Below are 21,434 nucleotides of genomic sequence, written 5' to 3'. Positions count from 1 at the left end.
AATATATAAAACTCATATGTGATGAATTCTTGAATATTCTTGAACATCAGATGATGATATGATTGTAAATAAAAAAAATAAAACCAGCTCAATATGGAACTGGTTAAATAAGAAAGATAATCGCTATAAAATGGAAGATACTGGCGATATTGATACATATATGCCAAATGGAATGATAGTACTTTTTCTCTGGGTGTTTGTAAAAGACAGCGCCAATGGTATACATTAAACCACCTGCGACAATCAATGAGATGAATAAGATGGAACTGCCTCTTACTAAATCAGGAATGAACAGGATTGCGACCCATCCCATTATCATATAGATTGCCATAGACAGCTTTGGAAATGCATGGGAACTAATACTTTTCAATAAGATACCGCCAAGTACTGCCAGCCATTCTATAGCGATAATAACAAATCCTTTTGTGCCACCGATAACAGTTAATGCAATTGGTGTATAACTTCCTGCTATCGCAAAATAGATACAAATATGATCCAATTTACGAAATACATATTTATGTGTTGTGCCAAATGGCATGGAATGATACAGCGTAGAAACGATAAACATCAGAAATAAACTAATCACAAAGATGGCATCTCCGATTGCTTTTAGCATGCCTGCCTGTATATAGCCATAAACAGCAACACACGGAAGTGCAAACAAACACAACAAGGCCATAACCCCATGTGTGACACAGTTAGCAACTTCTTCTCCAAATTCTAATTTAAACATATCTTTCATGGATTGCTGTTCCATAAGCTTCTGCCTCCTTAATCTTCAAGAATCTGTACACCAATGCCAATAGTGCCAGGTCCTGTATGAACACCTAATACTGGTGTCACCTGCTCTTCAATGAAGATATCTACATTTGGAAGTTTTGGCAGAATTTCTTTTTTGATATCTGCGGCAAGTTCTTTTGCGGCTCCATTCATAATCGCAACATTGTAACGCTTATGATCACCTGCCAGTTTTAACGCAAGCTCAATTGTTTTTGAGATAGATTGTTTTCTACCACGTACTTTTGCGACTGTATAATAAATGCCTTCATCGTTACATGAAATGATTGGTTTTAAATTTAATGCATTCCCAAATAAAGATGCGACCAAACCAATTCTTCCACCCTTTTGAAGATATTCTAAAGTTTCCACAACGAAGAATACTTTACACTTATATACTTCATTTTGAAGTTTTTCACATATATTTTCAAAAGACATACCATCTTCTAGATAGCGGCCTGCCTGAATCGCATGGAAGCCACCGCCAATAGAGATATTTTTTGTATCCAAAATAAAGAAATTTAATCCTTCATAATCTTTTGATAATAAATGAATCATATTATTTGTGCCACTTAATCCACTGGATAATGTTATCGCAATCACATTTTCATATCCATCAGCTTTGATCTTGTCGAAGATAGAAAGAATAGCTTCTCCATCAGGCAAACTGGACTTTGGAATTTCTTTTGATAAGCTTTCATATACTTCTTCCGGTGTAATATCTACGCCATCTAAGTATTCCCTATCTTTATAAATTACCTTTAAAGGAATGACATACATATCATATTTTTTCGCATAAGCTTCTGGTACATTACAACATGTATCCGTCAGAATTGCTGTTTTCTGTTTATTCATTTTTGTTACCTCCACATCAATCACATACATAGTATATTCTAATTAAGATGATTAGTCAATCTAGTTTTAGAAACTACTTATATTTATTTTTGATATGAGGATACTAAGACTTGAATAAGATGCGATAAAACGGCTGTTTCTTAAATAAAGCAGCCGTTTTATCTTAATTCATATCATTTTTTTATTTTTCTTCTTTCATCCATATCTCACACTGTTTTATACGTTTTCCATTATCTCCCTGCTTTTGATCATAGGAAAACGCTGTTAATTATGCACAAGGAAATGAGGGGCATTGTCCACAATGATCGTGCCCTTTCTTTTCACAAGATTGCTTGATTACACAAACATCTCCCCAAAAAGGTTTTGTGATTTTTGTACATCCTTCACATACCCCATCCTTTAAAAACTGGCATTCACTGCATACGATGCCACATCTTGACTCTATCATAATGATCACCTCGATTATATCCTACCATCTGGATAAAAAAAGGAATTGTAAAAAACAGACAAAAAAGGATAGAAAGATGCTTTCACCTTTCTATCCATAATATTAATCTAATTCAAATTGTCCAGTATATAACTGATAATAACGGCCTTTCTGGGCAATTAATTCATCATGACTTCCACGTTCAATGATTTCACCATGATCTAAAACCATAATTGCCTTACTGTTACGTACAGTGCTTAAACGATGGGCAATCACAAAGACTGTACGATTTTCCATCAAACGATCCATGCCTTTTTCAATTAATTTCTCTGTACGGGTATCAATGGAGCTTGTGGCTTCATCTAAAATCAATACAGGTGGATTGGCAATAGCTGCTCTGGCAATTGCTAACAGCTGTCGTTGTCCCTGAGATAAATTTGCGCCATCTCCTGTCAACATCGTATCATAGCCATTGGGCAGACGCTTGATAAATGAATGAGCATTCGCAAGTTTTGCGGCTTCAATTACATCATCCATATCCGCATGTAAATTTCCATAACGAATATTATCTGCGATGGTTCCGGTAAATAAATGGGTATCCTGTAACACCACAGATATAGAACGTCGTAAATCATCTTTTTTGATTAGTTTTACATCAATGCCATCATAAGTGATACTGCCACTTTCGATATCATAAAAACGATTGATCAGATTGGTAATGGTTGTTTTACCAGCTCCAGTACTTCCTACAAATGCAATCTTTTGTCCTGGTTTTGCGTAAAGGTTGATACCTTTCAGAATTGTTACACCTGGTTCATAGCCAAAGACAACATCATGAAAACGAACATCTCCACGTAATGGTACCAATTCAATTTGACCATCATGTGGGTGACGCCATGCCCAGTGTCCTGTGTTTTCTTTACATTCCTGCATGGTTCCATCTTCCAAGATACGTACACGTGCAAGTGTAACTTTACCTTCATCAATTTCTTCACTTTCATCCATCATGGTGAAAATACGTTCAGCACCTGCCATGGCCGCAAGCATGAAGTTTAACTGTTGAGTGAATTGGTTGATTGGTGCTGCTGTCTGTCTTACATATACCAGATAAGATGCTAATGCGCCAAGTCCAATATTGCCTGCAATTGCAAAGAAACCACCAATACATGCAACGATTGCATAATTCAGATAAGACATGGAAACAACTGTTGGAATAGTACGTCCACTATAAGTTAATGCGTTAGTAGAAGCAATACGCAGACGTTCATTTCTTCGTTCAAATTCTTCAAAGTTTTTCTGTTCATGATTAAACACTTTAACAACTTTGACACCATCCACCATTTCTTCAATAAAGCCATTCAGATTTCCCATAGCTGCCTGCTGATGAGAAAAATAATATTTACTACGCTTACTGTAATACTGAATCATAAGATACATGGAGATCATAGAAATCATAACGATCAATGATAACTTCCAGTTTAATATAAAGATAGCAATCAAAGTACCAGTGATCATAGTAAAACTTTGAATCAGATTATCAAAACAGTTGTTCATGGCATCCTGTACAGTATCTAAATCGTTGGTGAAATGACTCATGACATCCCCATGGGTATTCGTATCAAAGAAACGAAGTGGGAGTGATTGCATTTTATCAAATAAATCCTGTCTGATTTCTTTAACAATTTTTTGTGAAGTGCGGGTCATCAACTGTTTATATACTGCGGTACATACAGCACCACAGGCATACATGATTCCCATGAATACCACTGCCGTGAATAATCCATCATAATCTTTAGGAACGATGTAATTATCAATGATTGGCTGTAACAGATACGTACCAAACAGATTAGCACCGGCACTAAATATTGCCAAAACGCCAACAAGTATCAAAGCAAATTTATGCATTCCAAGATAGGCCAGAAAATTCTTCATGGTCTTTTTCATATTTTTAGGTTTTTTACCTGTAATCTGTCTTGCCATTATAAACCAGCTCCTTCCTGTTGAGATGTGTAGATATCCTGATAAATCGGATCATTTTTCAATAATTCTTCATGTGTTCCGATTGCATGAATCTTTCCATCATCCAAAATGACGATCTGGTCTGCGTGCTGTAAAGAGCTGACACGCTGGGCGATGATAATCTTTGTGGTATCTTTTAAGGAAGCCAGTCCTTCACGAATACTTGCTTCTGTTGCAGTATCCACCGCACTGGTACTGTCATCAAATATCAATACACGAGGCTTTTTCAATAATGCTCTGGCAATACATAAACGTTGTTTTTGTCCACCAGATACATTGACACCACCCTGTCCTAAATCTGTATCATACCCTTTAGGGAAATTACCGATAAATTCATCCACAGCTGCGATATGACATGCCCATTCGATATCTTCATCACTTGCGTGTTCATCTCCCCATAACAGGTTTTCTCTTATCGTACCACTAAATAAGGTATTCTTTTGAAGCACCATACCTACAGCATCACGCAAATGTTCAATAGAATATTCCTTTACATTTCTTCCATCAATGCGTACTTCCCCTTCACTGACATCATATAGTCTTGGGATCAGCTGTACAAGGGTTGTTTTCGCAGAACCCGTACCACCTAATATACCAACTGTAGAACCCTTTGGAATATGCAATGTGATATCGGATAATACATATTCTTCCGCAGAAGCTTTATATTTGAAATATACATGGTCAAAGTCAATACTACCTTCTTCTACCATGACTTCTTTTGCATCATGATCATTGATATCTGGTTTTTCATCCAATACCTCAATGATACGTTCACAACTGGCAATGGATCGGGTAATCATTAAGAATACCGCTGAAATCATCATTAGTGAATTTAAAATCTGCATAACATAACTTAAAAATCCAGTAAGCTCTCCAACTTTCATATCTCCAATAAATATCATATTGCCACCAAACCAAACGATACATACAATGGTTGCGTACATTACGATTTGAAATAATGGCATATTCCAAACAGAAGTAGAGAATGCCTTTAAACTTGCGACACGTAAAGATTCATTTACATCCGCAAATTTTTCTTCTTCATATGTGCCTCTTACATAAGACTTTACCACTCTGATTGCGTTTAAGTTTTCCTGAACGATGGTGTTGACTTTATCGATACTGCTTTGCATCAGACGATATAATGGTCCAACTTTTCTAACGATAATAAACAAGCCGACACCTAAAATTGGAATGGCAATCATAAAGACAACCGCTAGCTTTGCGTTGATTGTAAAAGTCAATACAAGGGCTGTCAACAACATGACTGGTGAGCGAACTAGTGGTCTAACACCGTTACTGACCGCTGTTTGCAGGATGGTAACATCACTTGTTAAACGGGTAATCAAAGATGAAGTTGAAAAGTGATCGGTATTCGCAAAGGAAAAATTTTGTACCTTCTTGAATTCATCTTTTCTTAATTCAGCACCAAAACCCTGTCCTGCTGTTGCGGCATATCTGGCATATAAAACACCAAGTACCAATGCCAACAATGCACACACAATCATCTGTGCACCTTTCATAATAATATATTCTTTATCTGCATTCGCCACACCAACATCAATGATATCCGCCATTAAAATTGGTATGATCAATTCAAATATTGTTTCTGCGATTACACAAAAACAAGCCAGTACCAGATATCTCTGATACGTTTTCATATAAGGGAATAACCGTTTGAGCATAAGAATCCCTCCCATCTATTCTATTGTCTTACCACTCAAATTCTGATACATGCGACATAAATAGTTTTCAAATTGCGCACGTTCTTCTTCAGAAAAGCCCTGTAGTGACAGTTCTTCAACTTCAAGGCAATGTGCATTCCATTGTTCTAGCGCTTTCTTTCCCTTTTCTGTAATATTTACCTGTAAAGCACGCTTATTTTTTTGATCAACATGACGGGTCAGCATGCCTTTCTCTTCCAGGCTGTTAAGCAGTTTACTAACAGTCGCACACTCTACATCACATTCTTTTGCGATATCCTTTAGCTTACAGTTAGAATTTACCGCAATATAACGCAGAACCTTTGGCTGTCCGGGATATAAGCCATAGGCATCCATATTGTGTCTGATTTTATTGCGTTGTGCGTGAAACGCTTTAAATACTAGAAAATGAAACGAAGTCTGCATATTCATCACCTCAATAGTTAGATAGCTAATTATTAGCATGCTAAATATATACCTGTTTTTTTATCATGTCAAGGTAAATCTTATGATTTTCGCACACTGTTCATAACCATATATTTTTATGTATGATTTTAAAAGAAAGGCGAAGATTATTCATCCTCGCCTGCTTTAAAGTTATAAATTGGTGTTACTTTTTTTAAGATTTCCACGCTTTCTTCAATCTGAGAAATGATCATATCCGCAGGTTTATAAGCCATAGGACACTCATCAATCGTTGATTTTACGACAGATGATGTAAAAATCCCTTTCATTTCTTTTTTATATTCAGATAATGTAAAGCTTTGTTTTGCTTCACTTCTGCTCATTGCTCTACCAGCCCCATGAGGAGCTGAGGCATTCCATGCAGAATTGCCTTTTCCTTTACATAATAATGCGCCATCCCGCATATTCAATGGAATCCATACGATTTCACCTTTACCAGCGCGAATAGCGCCTTTCCTTAATACCTGCTGTTCATCAATATAATTATGCATGGTCGTAAATCGTTCTACAGCATGTAGTTTCATATACTTCATGATATCTTCAGCCATTGCCTGTCTTGATATATCCGCAAACTCCTGAATGATTTTGATATCATGCAGATATGCATCTTTATACTTTCCTTCTAAGTAAGACATTAGATAAGGAATATCTGTTTTCTTTGTATTCTTCAATGTTTTTGCGATAGCAGCATATTGTTGCTCCCTGCCTTGTTTCTTAAAGCTTTCTTTTAAAGCCTTTAAACTTTCTTCATCACAGCCATTTAAATGATCATATGCCAGCTTCTGATAATAACTTGCGACTTCCACGCCTAAATGCCTGCTTCCAGAATGAATGACCAGATATAAACAACCATCTTCATCTGTATCAATTTCAATGAAATGGTTTCCTCCTCCAAGCGTACCTAAACTTTTTTCTGATCTTAATTCATCTATGGCATGAAAACAATATAGGTTTCTTAAATTTAACTTTGCTGCTTTTTTATGAATCTTGTTTCTAATATTACAGCCTGATGGTATCTCAGTACGTATGAATTTATCTAGTCTGGCAAGCTCTATATGCTTTTCTTTCAACTTCACAACTTCCATACCACAACCAATATCCACACCTACAAGACTAGGTATCACTTTATCCTTTAAAGCAATTGTTGTACCTACACAACAAGAAGATCCCATGTGTACATCTGGCATAATGGCGATATGACAGCCTTCCATACTTTTTTGATTACAGATCTGAAAAATCTGTGAAATACTGGCATCATCCAGTTCCTCTGTATATACAACCGCAGTTGTATAACTTCCTTTAATTTCTATCATAAATTATTTTCTCCTTATTATCTATTTTTCCCACTATAAAAAAACACCTCTGTTCTACAGAAGTGCATATAAACAATTTCCTGCTTTAATATCCAAATATTACAAGATGGAACAATATGACTTCTGTGTATTAAGATTGTATCGATTATTTTTATTCATCATATTGTCCACCTTCTTTCGCTATGTTTGATTTTAACACCATTTTCTCTTCTTGTACAGTCATAGTTTAAAAAAATGTAATATGACAAAAAAAGGTGTGATTACTCACAACCTGATTTTATTATTTTTGATCATTTTTCTTTTTTTCTATTACTGCAACACCACCTGCTAACATCACGAAGGTGGCAAGCAAGCCGTTAACAGGATGGTTAATTGAATAAGATCCTGCAGTATCTTTAATAACACCTGTTATTGCTTTTTCTTGTTGATCTGTTGTTTTAGGTACATTTGATGTATCGGATGTAGATGGTACTTCAGCTTTATGAGGTGTATCCTTTTTAGTTTATCGCTTCTTCATCTTTTATGAGGGAATATAATTTGATGGAATACGTAAAAAAAAGCATAATATTTCCTACATGAACGATATTCACAAGAAACATAATATTGTATTACTATAACCTGAAAAAAACGCAATCTTGTACATTCTTGAATATTCTTGAATATTTTTCCATTCTCAATGTGATAAAGAATGTAAAGTTATCATGTATAATAATAAAGCGGGTTAACAACATTATTGTTTCCATAGTTTAAAAGGAATACAATATAAATTGTAATTGATACGAAAAATCAGCCAGTAACAAAACAGGCCTTTTCATTATGATACCCTGATCAGGAGGAGCTTATGAACACCATTTTAATGATTGACGATGATATACAATATATGAATACCATACGAGATTATCTTACAAAACAAGATTTTATCGTTTATTGTGCAAACAGTTTTAAAACTGCCCTTCCATATATGAAAGAATCTATCGATTGTGTCATTCTAGATATCAAATTACAGGATAATGAAAACGGCTATGAGATTTGTCAGAAAATCAAAAGTGAGATAAATATTCCGATCATCTTTTTATCAAACTATGCGCAGGATGATAATCGTATCCATGGGTTCTTATCCGGTGCAGATGATTTTTTAGGAAAACCATGTAATCTGGAAGAGCTTAGAATCAGAATATTAAAACGCATCCATCCAACCATTAAATTAAAACAGAAAGAACAGATTCGTTTTGGAGATTTATGGATTGACGCCATTCGTCATAAAGCATTTTATAAAGATGAATTGATTCTTCTAACAGATGCTGAATTTAATATTTTATATTTTCTTGCGACTCATGAACATATGGTATTTTCTCAATATGAAATCTATGACCACCTTTGGAAGGAACCGGTGATCAGCAATGCCCATACTGTACAGGTACATATCAGCAGTGCCAGAAAAAAACTAAACAAGATTTGTCCGAATCATGAATATATTCAGACCGTATGGGGCAAAGGCTATCAGTTTATTGGTATTCATGAAAAAGATTAAAGCAATTTCTATCCTGACAATCATCATCATTTTTACGTTATTATCCTTCCAGTTCATAGATTCCCATGATAATAAATATCGTCATGCGCAAGCTCCCATACATCAAGGGGTATTACATTTAAACGATGTATCATTTGATCAAAATCAAATATACTCTCTTGTGGATCATTGGGATTATTATCATCATGTCAATATCAAAGAGATATCCGATTTCACAGACAAAACATCTATTTATTTAGGCCAGTATCCAGACTATTCTATGCGGTTGGATGGTGTTGATCCTTTTGGTATATCCAGTTATCATATACAGCTGATGGCTAATACACCTACAACGATTTCCATGTTTATCCCAGAAGTAGATACGGCTTATGAGTTATGGTTAGATGATACACGATTGATTCAAAACGGTGACATCCATCACGACCCTGTTTCATCATTTATAAAAAACAGAGTGATTACCTTTACGGTAGATTCCTCATCAGATTTATATTTCATTGTTGGTAATTCTTCTTACTATTATAGTGGTCTTTATTTCCCACCTGTAATATCTACACAGGATGGTATCATGTCTATGATACTGCATAAATTATTATTTTATGGGTTTCTTTGTTTCTCTACCTTATCCATCGCCACATACTCTATGGTGCTTTGGATAAGAAATAAAAAAACTTCATTATACTTTTTATTTGGATGTGCTGCATTATCTTTTAGTATCTATATTTCTATGGAATTATGGCGATTTATTGGCTTCTCTGCTGTAAACTTCATGTATGCAATCAATGATGTCAGCTACTTTATTATGATGGCATGTATCCTTTCCATAAATGCACAATTAGCACATATTGAAAAAAACAGGCTCTATCGGTTTATGATTTTACCAGTTTCTATTTTCATCTGCATATCATCTTTAACATATGGCATTATCCTGCCAAAAAATGAAATAATGCTTCGTATATATGGTCTTATAATTGACAGCTATAAATACATATCCGTTGGTTTTGTATTTTATACAAGTATGATTGGCTTACAAAAAAACAAGTCTATATATCAATGGAGCATCGCAGCGAATTGTTGTTATGTAATAGGGATTTTTTATACTTTATGGCATCGTAATGCGTTTGAGCCAATCACTTATTGTTGGCCAAATGAATATACATCTTTTGCGGTAATTATCTTATTTACAATTTTCATGATTCGTAAAACTATTCAAATATTAAAAGAAAACGATCAGCTGACAAAACGATTAGAAGAAACGGTGGAGCAAAGAACCATGCAGCTGCAACATTTGCTGAATCAAAGAAAAGCCTTCCTTCGTGAATTTGCGCACGATGTTAAGGCACCAATATCCAGTATTCAATTATTTGTAGATTATCTTCAGGATGAAGATATCCCAATTGATTCTGAAGTAGAAAACTATTTAAATATCATACGTCAAAAATCAGAAGAAGCAGGTAGCTATGTCGCTCAACTGCAACATTTTTCTAAAGAAGATCTACCACTCTCTAAACGAAATATTATCTGTATACAATCTTTTTTAAACCAGTTTTATGAAAATAATAAGCCCGATTGTGATGCTTGTGCAATTTACTTAAAGCTTGAATTAGAGGATATACCTGCTTATATTTTAGGCGATGAAACACAACTTATTCGTGTATTTGAAAATCTGTTGTTTAATGCCCTAGATTTCACAAAGGAAAATGGTCATATTCTAATCAGACAAACTAGAAATGCATCTGGCATACAAATTATATTTCAAGATGATGGCATAGGTATATCTAAGGAAAAGCTCGATAATATTTTTGATAAAGGAATTAGTTATCGCCATCAAAATCAAAAGGAGCATGGCTTAGGTCTGTATATTGCCAAATCCATCATATTAGAACATGGCGGTGATATCTATGTCATCAGTGAAGAAGGAAAAGGCTGTTCCTTTATCATCCAATTACCAGAAAGCCAGAAACAAGATTAGTTCCTGGCTTTTTTCTTATGCTTTATTTTGTTTCATCATGATAAATCCTAAGCCTAGACACACAAAGCTGAACAGCTGAAGCGTAATGAAATCCTGCTTGCCTGCATCTTTTATAACAGGATACTCTTCCTTTTTTATTTCCATTTGTGTTTTTGGTTTCTGTGTAGTTTCTATTGGTTTATCTGGTTTCTTTATATCATCATTGGCATCACTTTTTTCATCATCCTTTGGTGATTCATAATTGCCTTCTTCACGTCCTCCCCCTTGTCCATGATTACCACCATGATCTCCATCATCTTTATCCTCGTTGATTTCTGTATTTTCATCTGATTGTGAATGATCCTTTAAATCGCCTATTTCCACTGAAGTTTCTTTCCCATGATAATATCCACCAACTATCACTACTTTTAAATAATTGGCTTGTGCAGGCACATCATTTACAACAAGCGAAATATAGGGAGAATGATTTCCTGTATCCAATGCATCAATTTCATCGCATAAATACTGCCAGTTTGTATAATCGCTACTTGTATAAATTTGGATTTTTTCTGCGCCATAAGGCCGTGGTATTTTAATAGCGAATTTTTCATCTGTGATAAGTGAGGGTGTGCCTGTAATTTCAGGTACTTCTCCTGGTTCACAAAATATCATAAAATCATCTTCTTGCATATCCAGTGTATAAAATGATAAATCATCAACGCTTGGATATAAACAAAATGGGTTTCCACTTGCGACACCTTGAAGATATGCTTTCTTATCATAAGATAAATATGTGCTTGTCCAGCTATGATCATTCCCACGTGAAATCTCTAAGTCTACACTTTTTGGTAGTGGCAAATCTTCAAAAGCGACATCAGAAGCAACTTTCATTGGTTCAATTTCTGTATTCGATGTTATCTGCCATTTTTCATAATCACATTTCCCATTCACATCTTCTATTTTCATTTCTGAATGATTGATATTGCCACCATCATTTACAGAGTGATCTATAATGTTTTTAAAAGCTGCTGCCTGTTCTCCATTTGCTTTTAACACGCTGTAAGAAATGCTCAATTCAAAATCAGAAGAGAAATTATTTCTTGATATTGCTGATGCATGATCACCTGATGCTGACACAACCATATTTGTAAGATTCACTTCTTCCACATTATCTGAAATCAAAATGGTCGCTACATCATCTCCTGTTGATGATATTTTCGTTAGCATCATTTCATCACCAGAAATACCGGTTTCATTCTTTACAATTTCTATGGCTGGTCCATGAACAGCATAAATCTGAACACCAGTCCATTGATAATTATTCCAATCATTACATTCTATACGAACAAGTGGTTTTTTACTGGCATCTCCTTCTATAATAAGGGACGGCATATCATAAATTTCATCACTCCACCATCCATCTTCTTCTGAACGATTGGTGATTTCTATATTTTCCATTATAATCTGGTGTTGGTTGGTTTCAATCGTATAAGTTTGATGATTAGTATAAAGTGTATCGTTATCATCTATATAGTTTTCCCCCATCAACATATCATCCTCCATAATAAAAGTACCCCCATTAGGATTATCTTTTATAAAGTTTTGTAATCTTAAGAATTCACTTTCTTTTTCCGCATGAATATCAGATACAGATAAGCTAAATACCATACATATCACCATCATACTGCTTATTATTTTCTTTATCATGAGCTTGCCCTCTCTTAGCCTAACTTTATTTTATAAGGGATTGGAAATAATGTAAACATCATGAATGTTCAAGATTATGTGATAATGCTATAAAAGCATGAAATGATTCACAAAAATCTAATAATGTTTTAATATTTTTATAAAGTGATGTCAAAAAAAGGCGTTTCGTGTCATACTTATAGTAATTCATCCATTGCCAAATTATAATGACGGTGAACAAAGAAAGGATGGTCACATATGAAAAAAGAAATTATGAAAAATGCGCAGTCTGTCATTATCGGTAATGATGGAAACGAACCAAAACACTTTGTATTTGTTATTACACTTGTTGCTGTTGTAGGTTCTCTTGTATTATATCTGTTCGCAAATATTGTAATTCGACAGTATTTTACATTTCATCTGTTTCAAAATATCTTGATTTATTTATTATTTTTGATTATCACCTTTGGTTTGATTTACCTTTTCACATCTTTGAAGTACCACTATATTACGATTGATTCAGAAAATGTTCAGGTAATGGATACCACAATCTGGCAAAAACATTTACACCCTCAAACACCTTCTGCAATCGTTTCTTTAAAAGATATTGCATACGTAAAAGTATATGCTGTAAAAGAGAAAAAAGTTGGAGAATTATTTGGTGAACCAGGCCATAAAGTCTTATTAAAATTTGCGGTAAATGATGGCACATCTTTCACAATCTGTAACTGGATTGATCCTCGCAAAGAAAATGCTGTCGATGGTATTGATTATTTGCAAAGCCATGGTATTCTAATTGAAGATAAACAAGGACTGTTAGATGTATTACGTAATCATGAATCTGTGAATGACTACCTGAATAGAGGAAATTCCTTATGATACAGTTCTATGTAAAAGCAAATGATCAATTTCTGGATGCCGTATGTAATGAAGTCAAACAGTTCTGTGACTCTATGCAAATGAAATATGCAATATCTACATTTCAAGATGATATAACTTTGCAAGAACAATGTAGCCTGTTGTTTTACGAATTAAAAGATAAAAAGGATATTTCCCTTTTAGAAAATGTAAAATACCAAAATGAACATACTGAAATCATATTGATGTATCCTGATCATACGTATGTTTATGATGGATATGCACTACATGCACTTGGCTATATCGATTATTCCAATCTATCTGAAGATTTTCAAAAGTTATATCCTGTTTTGAAAAAAGTCATCACGATGGCGCAAAGTATGTATCATTATCATTCTGGATTTTTAAACTTTGATATTCATCCTATGCATGTCTTATATATGGAATCTTACCGCCATGATATTTATCTTCATACAAAGAAAATGCAGTTAAAAATTCGTGGAAGCTTGCGTAATTATGTGATTGATCATGAATATTTAAAACTGATTCAGGTGCATAAATCCTATATCGTGAACTTTGCATATGTAAAAGAAATAGCAGGTAATGAACTGATTCTGGAACAGAATATCCATATTCCAATTGGTGAAAAATATCGTGATACAATCAATGAAGCTATGAAAGCCGCAATGAAATGATACAGATGAAAAAAAGCTGATCTACAGAGGGTATGATCTTTTGTAAATCAGCTTATTTTAGATTTTTTCCTGACTGATTTTTATAATATGAATGTAATACGAAATATTTAAGTGATTAATACATATAAAATTGTATCCGATTTTCTTAAAATAAAGGTTATTATATTAGTCAAAAAACATGATTCCTGTGTTTCAATATGGATTATTGCACGTTTTTCTGTATTTTTTTCCCTATTTTTACACATTTTTCTGAATTTTTCCTATCATTTCTGCACATTTTTCTGAGTTTTTTCTGTCATTTCTGCACATTTTTTCTGAATTTTGACATTCTTTATCATAAAAAAAGCTGGTATGCATTAACATTTCAATTTTGCATATCAGCTTATTTTTTTAGGTATTTGGCTGTATCTGATCCCAGTCATCTGTATGATTTGCACCACATAACCAGTTGAATGCATAATGATGTTCTTGTACAACACCTGGATCAATGCCTTCCATTTCTTTTTGATGGATTCTTGCATCTACGCATGCCCAGTCATAATATAATACTCTGGTATGCATATCTAATAATTCATCATCGCTTCTTCTGTTTGCGGCTTTACACATATCCTCAATAGAATCAAAGCTTCTGATTATTGTTGCCATACCTGCGACATCACAAATTGAATCAAAGTCATTTAATTCCATAAAACCTAATGCCCATAGCATAACAGCACAGCATTCATAACGCCATGAAAACTGAATACTTGTGGACTCATCTACTTTTCTTGCCTCAATAAATGCACGTTCTTTTTTGCTCAAAAAGTCTTTGCAATGGAACTGTTTATCCATGGCTTTAAATTCACGTAATCCAATTTTACGACTGCCATTTTCCATTAACGTTCCCTCTGCACATACTGCACATGCAAAAATAGCAACCGCACGTTTAGCGATTTCCTTGATTTCTGGAACATATAAGGATACTTTTGTTAATTGTGTAGACATGATATGTGAAATACATGGATAACCATGTGCTTCTAATTCTGCTTTGATATTTTCATAACGCTGGATATCTTCTTCTTTAAAATCTGGTTCTTCCATCACAAAATCCTGATAAGCAATTGGATTATATGCATTTAAATCACTATTTCCTTGTATAGATAACAATAATTTACCATCTGCTGTATACATGGACATATCTGGATATAAAATGATACAAGCACAATCATTTGCGACTGCATAAATACGCCCAATAATCGCATTGGTGCGATCCTCCTGTTCATCAACTACAAATGTGATTCCCGTAATACAATTGAATAATGATATTTGCAGCATCACCTTTTCCATTAATTCTTTGTTATTGCATGGTGCCTGTGCAAAATAATTTTGCATTCCAGCAATCTGTGGATTTACTTCCTTCATATCATTCATGATATGAACTTCAACAACAGATTCATCGAATAGTTGAATCTGAATACCATCTGCAGTTGCTGTGTAGGTAGTAGCGATTGCTTCAAAGTGATGTTTCATTGCATCAATGATTTTGGTACTGTCTTTTATTGCATTATAAAGTGTTAAACAAGCTTGTTGAGCCATTTGATCTCCTCCCTTTTGTAACAGTATATCATTGATTCCATTACACATTCAACATACTATAAAAAATATATCAAAACCATTTAAAAAGACTGTATTTTCAACAGTCTTTTTACCATATACATCTGAAATTGATGAGTTCTTTCAAATGTTTTATGCTTTTTTCTTTTTCAGCATAACTACCATTATACCGCCACTTAGCATTAATAATGTGAAAATCATGCCTACATTTGTTGTATCACCTGTATCAGCACCATTACTATGTGCTGCATTATTTGAAACGATCGCATATGTTGAATTATGATTGGTATCAAATTCAATATAATCACTGCCCTTACGAGTAACCATATCTGTAACATTTCCATTATCGTCAATAAATACCACTTTTACATCTTTTGACAAGATATCAGCACTTACTTTAATACGTACAGAAATCGTACCATCAGGTTTCACGATTGTTCCATCTTTTACAAGTGAAATATCAAACGCTTTTTCAATTGTAAAGTTCTTCAATAAATCTTTATCCTTGATAATTTCAGTTAACTCTTTAACCTCTGTTTCAGAATATTCCTTAGTTATCAGCTGTGTGCCAGCTTCAACTTTGCCAATCACACTAATAGTTTCTGTATGATTTGTGATAACATTTTTATCTTCATTATCATTATCTGGTGTTGCAGGAGTATCTGGTTCAGTTGGCTTTTCTGGTTCTACTGGTTTTTCTTCTTCAGCTTTCAACAATCCATTCATCGCATTTTCCAATGCTAATACAGCTTTATCAATTGTTTTTTGATCTGCATTTTTATCTGCTAGTACTGTTTTCGCATCTTTTAATGCTGCTTCCAATGTTGTCCATGTTTCAGCTGTATAATCAGCTTTATTCAGTTTTTCAGCAGTTGCTATTGTTGCATTTAATTTTGTTAAATCTACTTTTTCAACTTCTCTTAAGCCTTTCACTGCATCATTTAATTTAGATAATGCCGCATCTACTTCTTTTTGTGTATTTTCTTTTGTGATTGCTTTTGCTTCTTTTAATGCTGTTTCCAAAGTTGCCCATGTTTCGGCTGTATAATCTACTTTATTCAGTTTTTCAACAGTTGCTATTGCTGCATTTAATTTTGTTAAATCTACTTTTTCAACTTCTTTTAAGCCTTTTACTGCATCATTTAATTTAGATAATGCTGCATCTACTTCTTTTTGTGTCTGATCTTTTGTGATTGCTTTTGCTTCTTTTAATGCTATTTCCAAAGTTGCCCATGTTTCAGCTGTATAATCAGCTTTATTCAATTTTTCTGCATTTGCAATCGCTGCATTCAATTCTGTTAAATCCGCTTCAATTATACCACCCTTAAGAATACGCATTTCGGTTAATGCTGCATAATCATTGCCTTCTTCTGTACTCACAGCATCTAATACAACAAATTTCACTTGTTTTGCCATATATTCTTTTTGATCATCAAACTTAAGAATCTGCCATCCATTATCATTCGCATCTAATTTTCCATCAGTAATAACTTTTGTCCAATCATCAGATTCAGAATTTTTAATATAGACTTCATATTTTGTAATCGTACCATTTCCACCATCAGTTCTTGGTAAATATCTTAATCCACTTACCATCTGTTCATCATTTAATGTAAATGTTAAATAGTGTTTAGCACGATCAGAACCACCATATGTTGTGTGCCATTTTGTACCAGTATTTCCATCTAATACTTTATCCGGGCTGCCTTCACCATATTCTTCGCCTCGTGTTTTTTCATAATCCCCTGCTTCTACAGAAATCGTTTTCACATCTATATCTTTTGATGTATCTTCTGCAGGACTTTTGAAGTTTTTAACAGAGAAGTTTTCAAGAATATTAGCACCTAAATCTTTTAAATTTAAATTGGTTGGTGTAGACGTATATTCATCATCACCACGTGCCCATGTCCATTCCCATGTAAACCAATTTGGATCAGATACATTTTCACCAGTTTCTAATTCTGTTGAGCGATTATCAATCCAAATCTGCCAACGTGCTTTATAGAAATCATTAATTAATCCTGACCATTGACGGTTAGAATAATCATGTAATCCACCACTTTCTGACTGATTAATAGATCCCCAAGTAGTGATTAAAGACTTCGCATTTAATTCATATAATTCTTTTGTGAAATCATCCGTACCATCTGCAAGTCTTTTCGCCTGATTTACCCAAGTTCCTAGTAAGTAATATTTACTGGTGCTTGTGACTTTATCCATGTGATCAATGATAGAAAGGAATGTATTACTAGCTTCAGTGAATTTTTCTAAACTTCCACTATCGTAAGCTGCTTTCATTGTTTTCAAAGATTCTTGTGCACTATTACTCAATACCTGTTCTAGTACAGTTGCTAAATCATAACGATATCCTTCACTGTCTTTTAATTTATCATAATCTTCCATTAATAGTTGTGCTGCTTTTTCAAGGTCCTCCTTGTTATAATCAATCTCAGCATTTCCCCATGTAGAGGCAGCACTAATATTGAATGCAGGACGTGAATTTGCAACAGATTCAGGTGCACCCTGTCCTTTTTGATTCAGGCTTGCTTTGTATACTGTATCTTTTAAAATCTTCAATGCTTCTTGTGCTGATTTACTTTCTGCACCATAACGACGTGTTGCATAATCATTTAACCAAGTATCTAAATCGATAACTTTTAAATCTTTTGTAGCATCGTCTGTCCATACAGTTTCAAATAAGAAATCATATAATAATGGATTATTTACACTTGCTTCTGGTGTAATACCAATACCCTGTACATATTTTTGAGTATTGAATACCTTAGGAATATTATTAGCCAAGTTATCTAAATGACCATGTAACCCTAAACGACCACCAAAGTTATTTAACATACAGAATACCCATGGTTTTCCATCAAATTCTGGATCATTACCATAAGATCCTCCACCATTATCAGCATAATGTGGTGTTTTATCTGCATATAAATCAAGAATTAATGCATGTTCTTCTCTTCCATCAATACCATCTAATAATCCAGAAGAAGGATTTCCCTGCCATGATTGAATGATCCATACAGCATCATTATCAAAATCAAGCATAGAATCTAATACTTTGCTTGCAACAGTTTGTGTTGACATACCACCTGTAATTCCACCTTCATGGAATGGATCTGTTGCATAATACTGAGTAATATCGCCATAAACTTCTTTTTGTGACTCATAGAATAGTTTTGCATATTTTGCATATGTTTCAGAATCCGTTTTCAACATATCCGGACGTTGGAAACTACACCATGTTCCCTGTTTGATAACATCATTTGCAGCATCAGCATCATGTTCTGCTAAATCATTTGGTACCATACCACTATATCCTTGTAAAACTGGCTGCATACCAAGTTTTCTCATAGATAATTGATTTTGTCTTGCTAGTTCTGTTCTCTGTTCAAACCAAGAATCATGAACTGGTCCACCAAATCCAGATAAGTTCCCCATATAAGCCCATGCGTAATAAGCAGGCCCAGCGATAAAGTCTTTGATATCCTGATGCTCATAACCAACTTTACCAAGGAATCTTCTCCATACTTCTTCCTGACCAGTCGCATCCAATACAACGTTAACACCGTTTAATGCTAACCAATCCATTTCAGCACGCCATTCATCGACACCATAGAAAGGCATAGAATATGATAATGTACAGTAGTTATATGCATAACGTACTTTCGCTTTTGTTTCTTTAAATACTGTTCCATCAACTGCAACGATTGATTCAGGCATAACTACCTGATCTCCAACCTGAGAAATATTTACATAACAGTCATATTTTAAGTATTCATTTAATCCCATTGCCAAAGATACACCATTATTACCTTTGATATGGATTTTACCGTTTACGTTAGATAATTCATAATAATCATAATCATGTCCTTTAGGATTTTCAGCGATTTCTAATGTAAACCAGTCTTTATATTCAGTGCCTAAACGACGTTCGATAATTCCATAAACTTCATCATATGTATCTTGATTCGTGATATTTGCTAATTGCGCAGCATAATTTGTATCTGCATAACTTGCTACATTGACTGCTGGAGTTTCCTGAAGGGCAGTATTACTCTTTTCACCAAATACACGAACTTCATTTATAGATGAAGCAGCACTAGCAGAATTATATGTTACATAAATACGAACATAACGTGCTTCAGTACCTGTAGCATCATATTTCTCACCATTTTCACCACAAGCTTCAGTACTTGATTTTTCAGCTAATTTTGTGAAATCACGACCATTTAAACTTGTGAAGATTTCATATTGTGAATATCCTTTTTCAGGTGTATATACCTCGATACCACTTAAATTATAATTTGCTTCTAAATCAATATCCGCATAACCTGGATAAGAAGTACCATTCCATACAGTTTTTGTGTTACCATCAACAATACTGCTTGCTTTTGAACGATTTGAATTGGTATGTACTGGTTTTTTATAAGCGATACTTTCTGTATCTACAACTTCTTTCTCACTACCATATATACCAAATTCTGCAATAGCTGGCCAGCCATTACCAGCAACACCATCAATTGCATTTGTTGTTTTATGCATTACAATACGGATATCACTATATTGTGCTGCTTCAATAGGATATGCCTGATAGAAATTATCTGTACGATTTGCTGTTTGATGATCAACTAATGTTTGATATTTGCCATCTTTACCATTTCTACCTAAAATACTATATTCAAATTTATAGTCAAATGGTTCTTCATCAACATGTTCAAAATAGATATCAAATGCATCGATTGTACGTGTATCATCAAAGCTTAAATCAATATTGCGTTCATCACTTTGCTGATCATTATGAAACTTATATAAAGTAGATGGATCATTATCAGTTAAATTTTCTGGATTTTGTGGATCCACTCCATCTGTAGATATTGTTGCCTGTGAAGCGATATTGTTATAGCTTGATATTTTTTCTTCTTGAGTTTCATATGCTTCAATTTCACGAATAGATGGCCATAAAGTAATTCCCTCTGTTGATCCATCTGTTCTTTGTACCTTAGATAATCTAACTAAAACATGTGAGATACTTTTAACTTCAGTTGCATCAAACTCAACTGTACTGCCTAAAGGTTGTGCTTCTTTTTTGGTAGAAAAAGAACGCCAATCACTTTCTGTATCTGTAATCCCATTGATTGCATATAAAATTTCTACATCAACTGCTGCTTTATCTGCCCAATCAGCTGATCCTAGTTTTACTACAACTTTATTTACGGATGTAGGTTTTTCTAATTTTAATGTTACATCTGTTGGAAATTCACTTCTTCCCAGTGCCCATGCTGTTGTATCATCCCCATCATTGATATTTTTTGCTAGACCACCATAAACAGTATCTTCACCATCTGTGATGACTTCTGCATCTTTTGCGACATTCACCTCAACTTCTTTTGCGCTCAAAAATTCGAGTTGCCCCGCAAACATACTGAATGCAACACAACCAGTTAGAATTAGTTTAGAACTTTTTTCTAATACTTTTTTCATACTTGCTCCTTTCATGTATTCAACTATACATTTTGAAAGCCCTACTCTTTCAACATGATAATTGTATA

The 21,434-nt window shown here is 34.1% G+C and carries 14 protein-coding genes; 4 read left to right on the top strand and 10 right to left on the bottom strand.

What is annotated here, in order from left to right:
- Positions 1 to 103: 103 nt before the first annotated feature.
- The 7 genes from trhA to DW114_RS10975 all read right to left on the bottom strand — a co-directional run bounded on the left by trhA (position 104) and on the right by DW114_RS10975 (position 7,559).
- On the bottom strand, positions 104 to 757 hold the full coding sequence (gene trhA, locus DW114_RS11005; RefSeq protein WP_117453804.1) for a PAQR family membrane homeostasis protein TrhA: 654 nt from the start codon (positions 755 to 757) through the stop codon (positions 104 to 106).
- Between the two features lie 14 nt (positions 758 to 771).
- The gene (locus tag DW114_RS11000) at positions 772 to 1,632 is read right to left on the bottom strand and encodes a DegV family protein (protein ID WP_117453803.1); all 861 of its coding nucleotides are present in this window, start codon (positions 1,630 to 1,632) and stop codon (positions 772 to 774) included.
- 268 nt (positions 1,633 to 1,900) lie between these two features.
- Complete coding sequence (locus DW114_RS10995; RefSeq protein ID WP_317286364.1) at positions 1,901 to 2,080, bottom strand: DUF3795 domain-containing protein; 180 nt, start codon at positions 2,078 to 2,080, stop codon at positions 1,901 to 1,903.
- A gap of 102 nt (positions 2,081 to 2,182) precedes the next feature.
- Positions 2,183 to 4,039, bottom strand: a complete 1,857-nt coding sequence (locus tag DW114_RS10990) for an ABC transporter ATP-binding protein (protein WP_117453802.1) — start codon at positions 4,037 to 4,039, stop codon at positions 2,183 to 2,185.
- The gene (locus DW114_RS10985; protein ID WP_117453801.1) at positions 4,039 to 5,763 is read right to left on the bottom strand and encodes an ABC transporter ATP-binding protein; all 1,725 of its coding nucleotides are present in this window, start codon (positions 5,761 to 5,763) and stop codon (positions 4,039 to 4,041) included. The genes DW114_RS10990 and DW114_RS10985 overlap by 1 nt, the downstream gene beginning before the upstream one ends.
- A 15-nt stretch (positions 5,764 to 5,778) precedes the next feature.
- Entirely contained in the window at positions 5,779 to 6,207 is a 429-nt protein-coding gene (locus DW114_RS10980; protein ID WP_117453800.1) for a MarR family winged helix-turn-helix transcriptional regulator, read from the bottom strand.
- Between the two features lie 146 nt (positions 6,208 to 6,353).
- On the bottom strand, positions 6,354 to 7,559 hold the full coding sequence (locus tag DW114_RS10975) for an RtcB family protein (protein ID WP_117453799.1): 1,206 nt from the start codon (positions 7,557 to 7,559) through the stop codon (positions 6,354 to 6,356).
- Between the two features lie 841 nt (positions 7,560 to 8,400).
- Between DW114_RS10975 and DW114_RS10970 the strand changes: the two genes are divergently transcribed.
- Both DW114_RS10970 and DW114_RS10965 read left to right on the top strand, forming a co-directional pair.
- Positions 8,401 to 9,090: a response regulator transcription factor gene (locus DW114_RS10970; protein ID WP_117453798.1), complete on the top strand. Its 690-nt coding sequence runs from the start codon at positions 8,401 to 8,403 to the stop codon at positions 9,088 to 9,090.
- Complete coding sequence (locus tag DW114_RS10965; protein ID WP_117453797.1) at positions 9,026 to 11,059, top strand: sensor histidine kinase; 2,034 nt, start codon at positions 9,026 to 9,028, stop codon at positions 11,057 to 11,059. Before DW114_RS10970 ends, DW114_RS10965 begins: the two co-directional genes overlap by 65 nt.
- Before the next feature lie 15 nt (positions 11,060 to 11,074).
- Here the strand turns inward: DW114_RS10965 and DW114_RS10960 are convergent, their stop codons facing one another.
- On the bottom strand, positions 11,075 to 12,745 hold the full coding sequence (locus tag DW114_RS10960) for a hypothetical protein (RefSeq protein ID WP_117453796.1): 1,671 nt from the start codon (positions 12,743 to 12,745) through the stop codon (positions 11,075 to 11,077).
- A 237-nt stretch (positions 12,746 to 12,982) separates the two neighbouring features.
- Here DW114_RS10960 and DW114_RS10955 point away from each other — a divergent pair, with 237 nt between their 5' ends.
- The gene (locus tag DW114_RS10955; protein WP_117453795.1) at positions 12,983 to 13,603 is read left to right on the top strand and encodes a hypothetical protein; all 621 of its coding nucleotides are present in this window, start codon (positions 12,983 to 12,985) and stop codon (positions 13,601 to 13,603) included.
- Positions 13,600 to 14,277 (top strand): LytTR family DNA-binding domain-containing protein, encoded by a 678-nt coding sequence (locus tag DW114_RS10950; protein WP_117453794.1) that lies wholly within the window; start codon positions 13,600 to 13,602, stop codon positions 14,275 to 14,277. The genes DW114_RS10955 and DW114_RS10950 overlap by 4 nt, the downstream gene beginning before the upstream one ends.
- Before the next feature lie 390 nt (positions 14,278 to 14,667).
- Here the strand turns inward: DW114_RS10950 and DW114_RS10945 are convergent, their stop codons facing one another.
- Both DW114_RS10945 and DW114_RS10940 read right to left on the bottom strand, forming a co-directional pair.
- Positions 14,668 to 15,852, bottom strand: a complete 1,185-nt coding sequence (locus DW114_RS10945; RefSeq protein ID WP_158552236.1) for a DUF4272 domain-containing protein — start codon at positions 15,850 to 15,852, stop codon at positions 14,668 to 14,670.
- Positions 15,853 to 16,002: 150 nt separating this feature from the next.
- Entirely contained in the window at positions 16,003 to 21,366 is a 5,364-nt protein-coding gene (locus tag DW114_RS10940) for an alpha-N-acetylglucosaminidase TIM-barrel domain-containing protein (RefSeq protein ID WP_158552235.1), read from the bottom strand.
- Between the last annotated feature and the right edge of the window lie 68 nt (positions 21,367 to 21,434).

Origin of the sequence: Absiella sp. AM09-50 (genome assembly GCF_003433845.1) — a bacterium.
Taxonomy (GTDB): domain Bacteria; phylum Bacillota_I; class Bacilli_A; order Erysipelotrichales; family Erysipelotrichaceae; genus Hoskinsella; species Hoskinsella hominis.
Note: the sequence above shows the minus strand (reverse complement) of the source record. Positions and strands in the feature narration are given on the sequence as shown.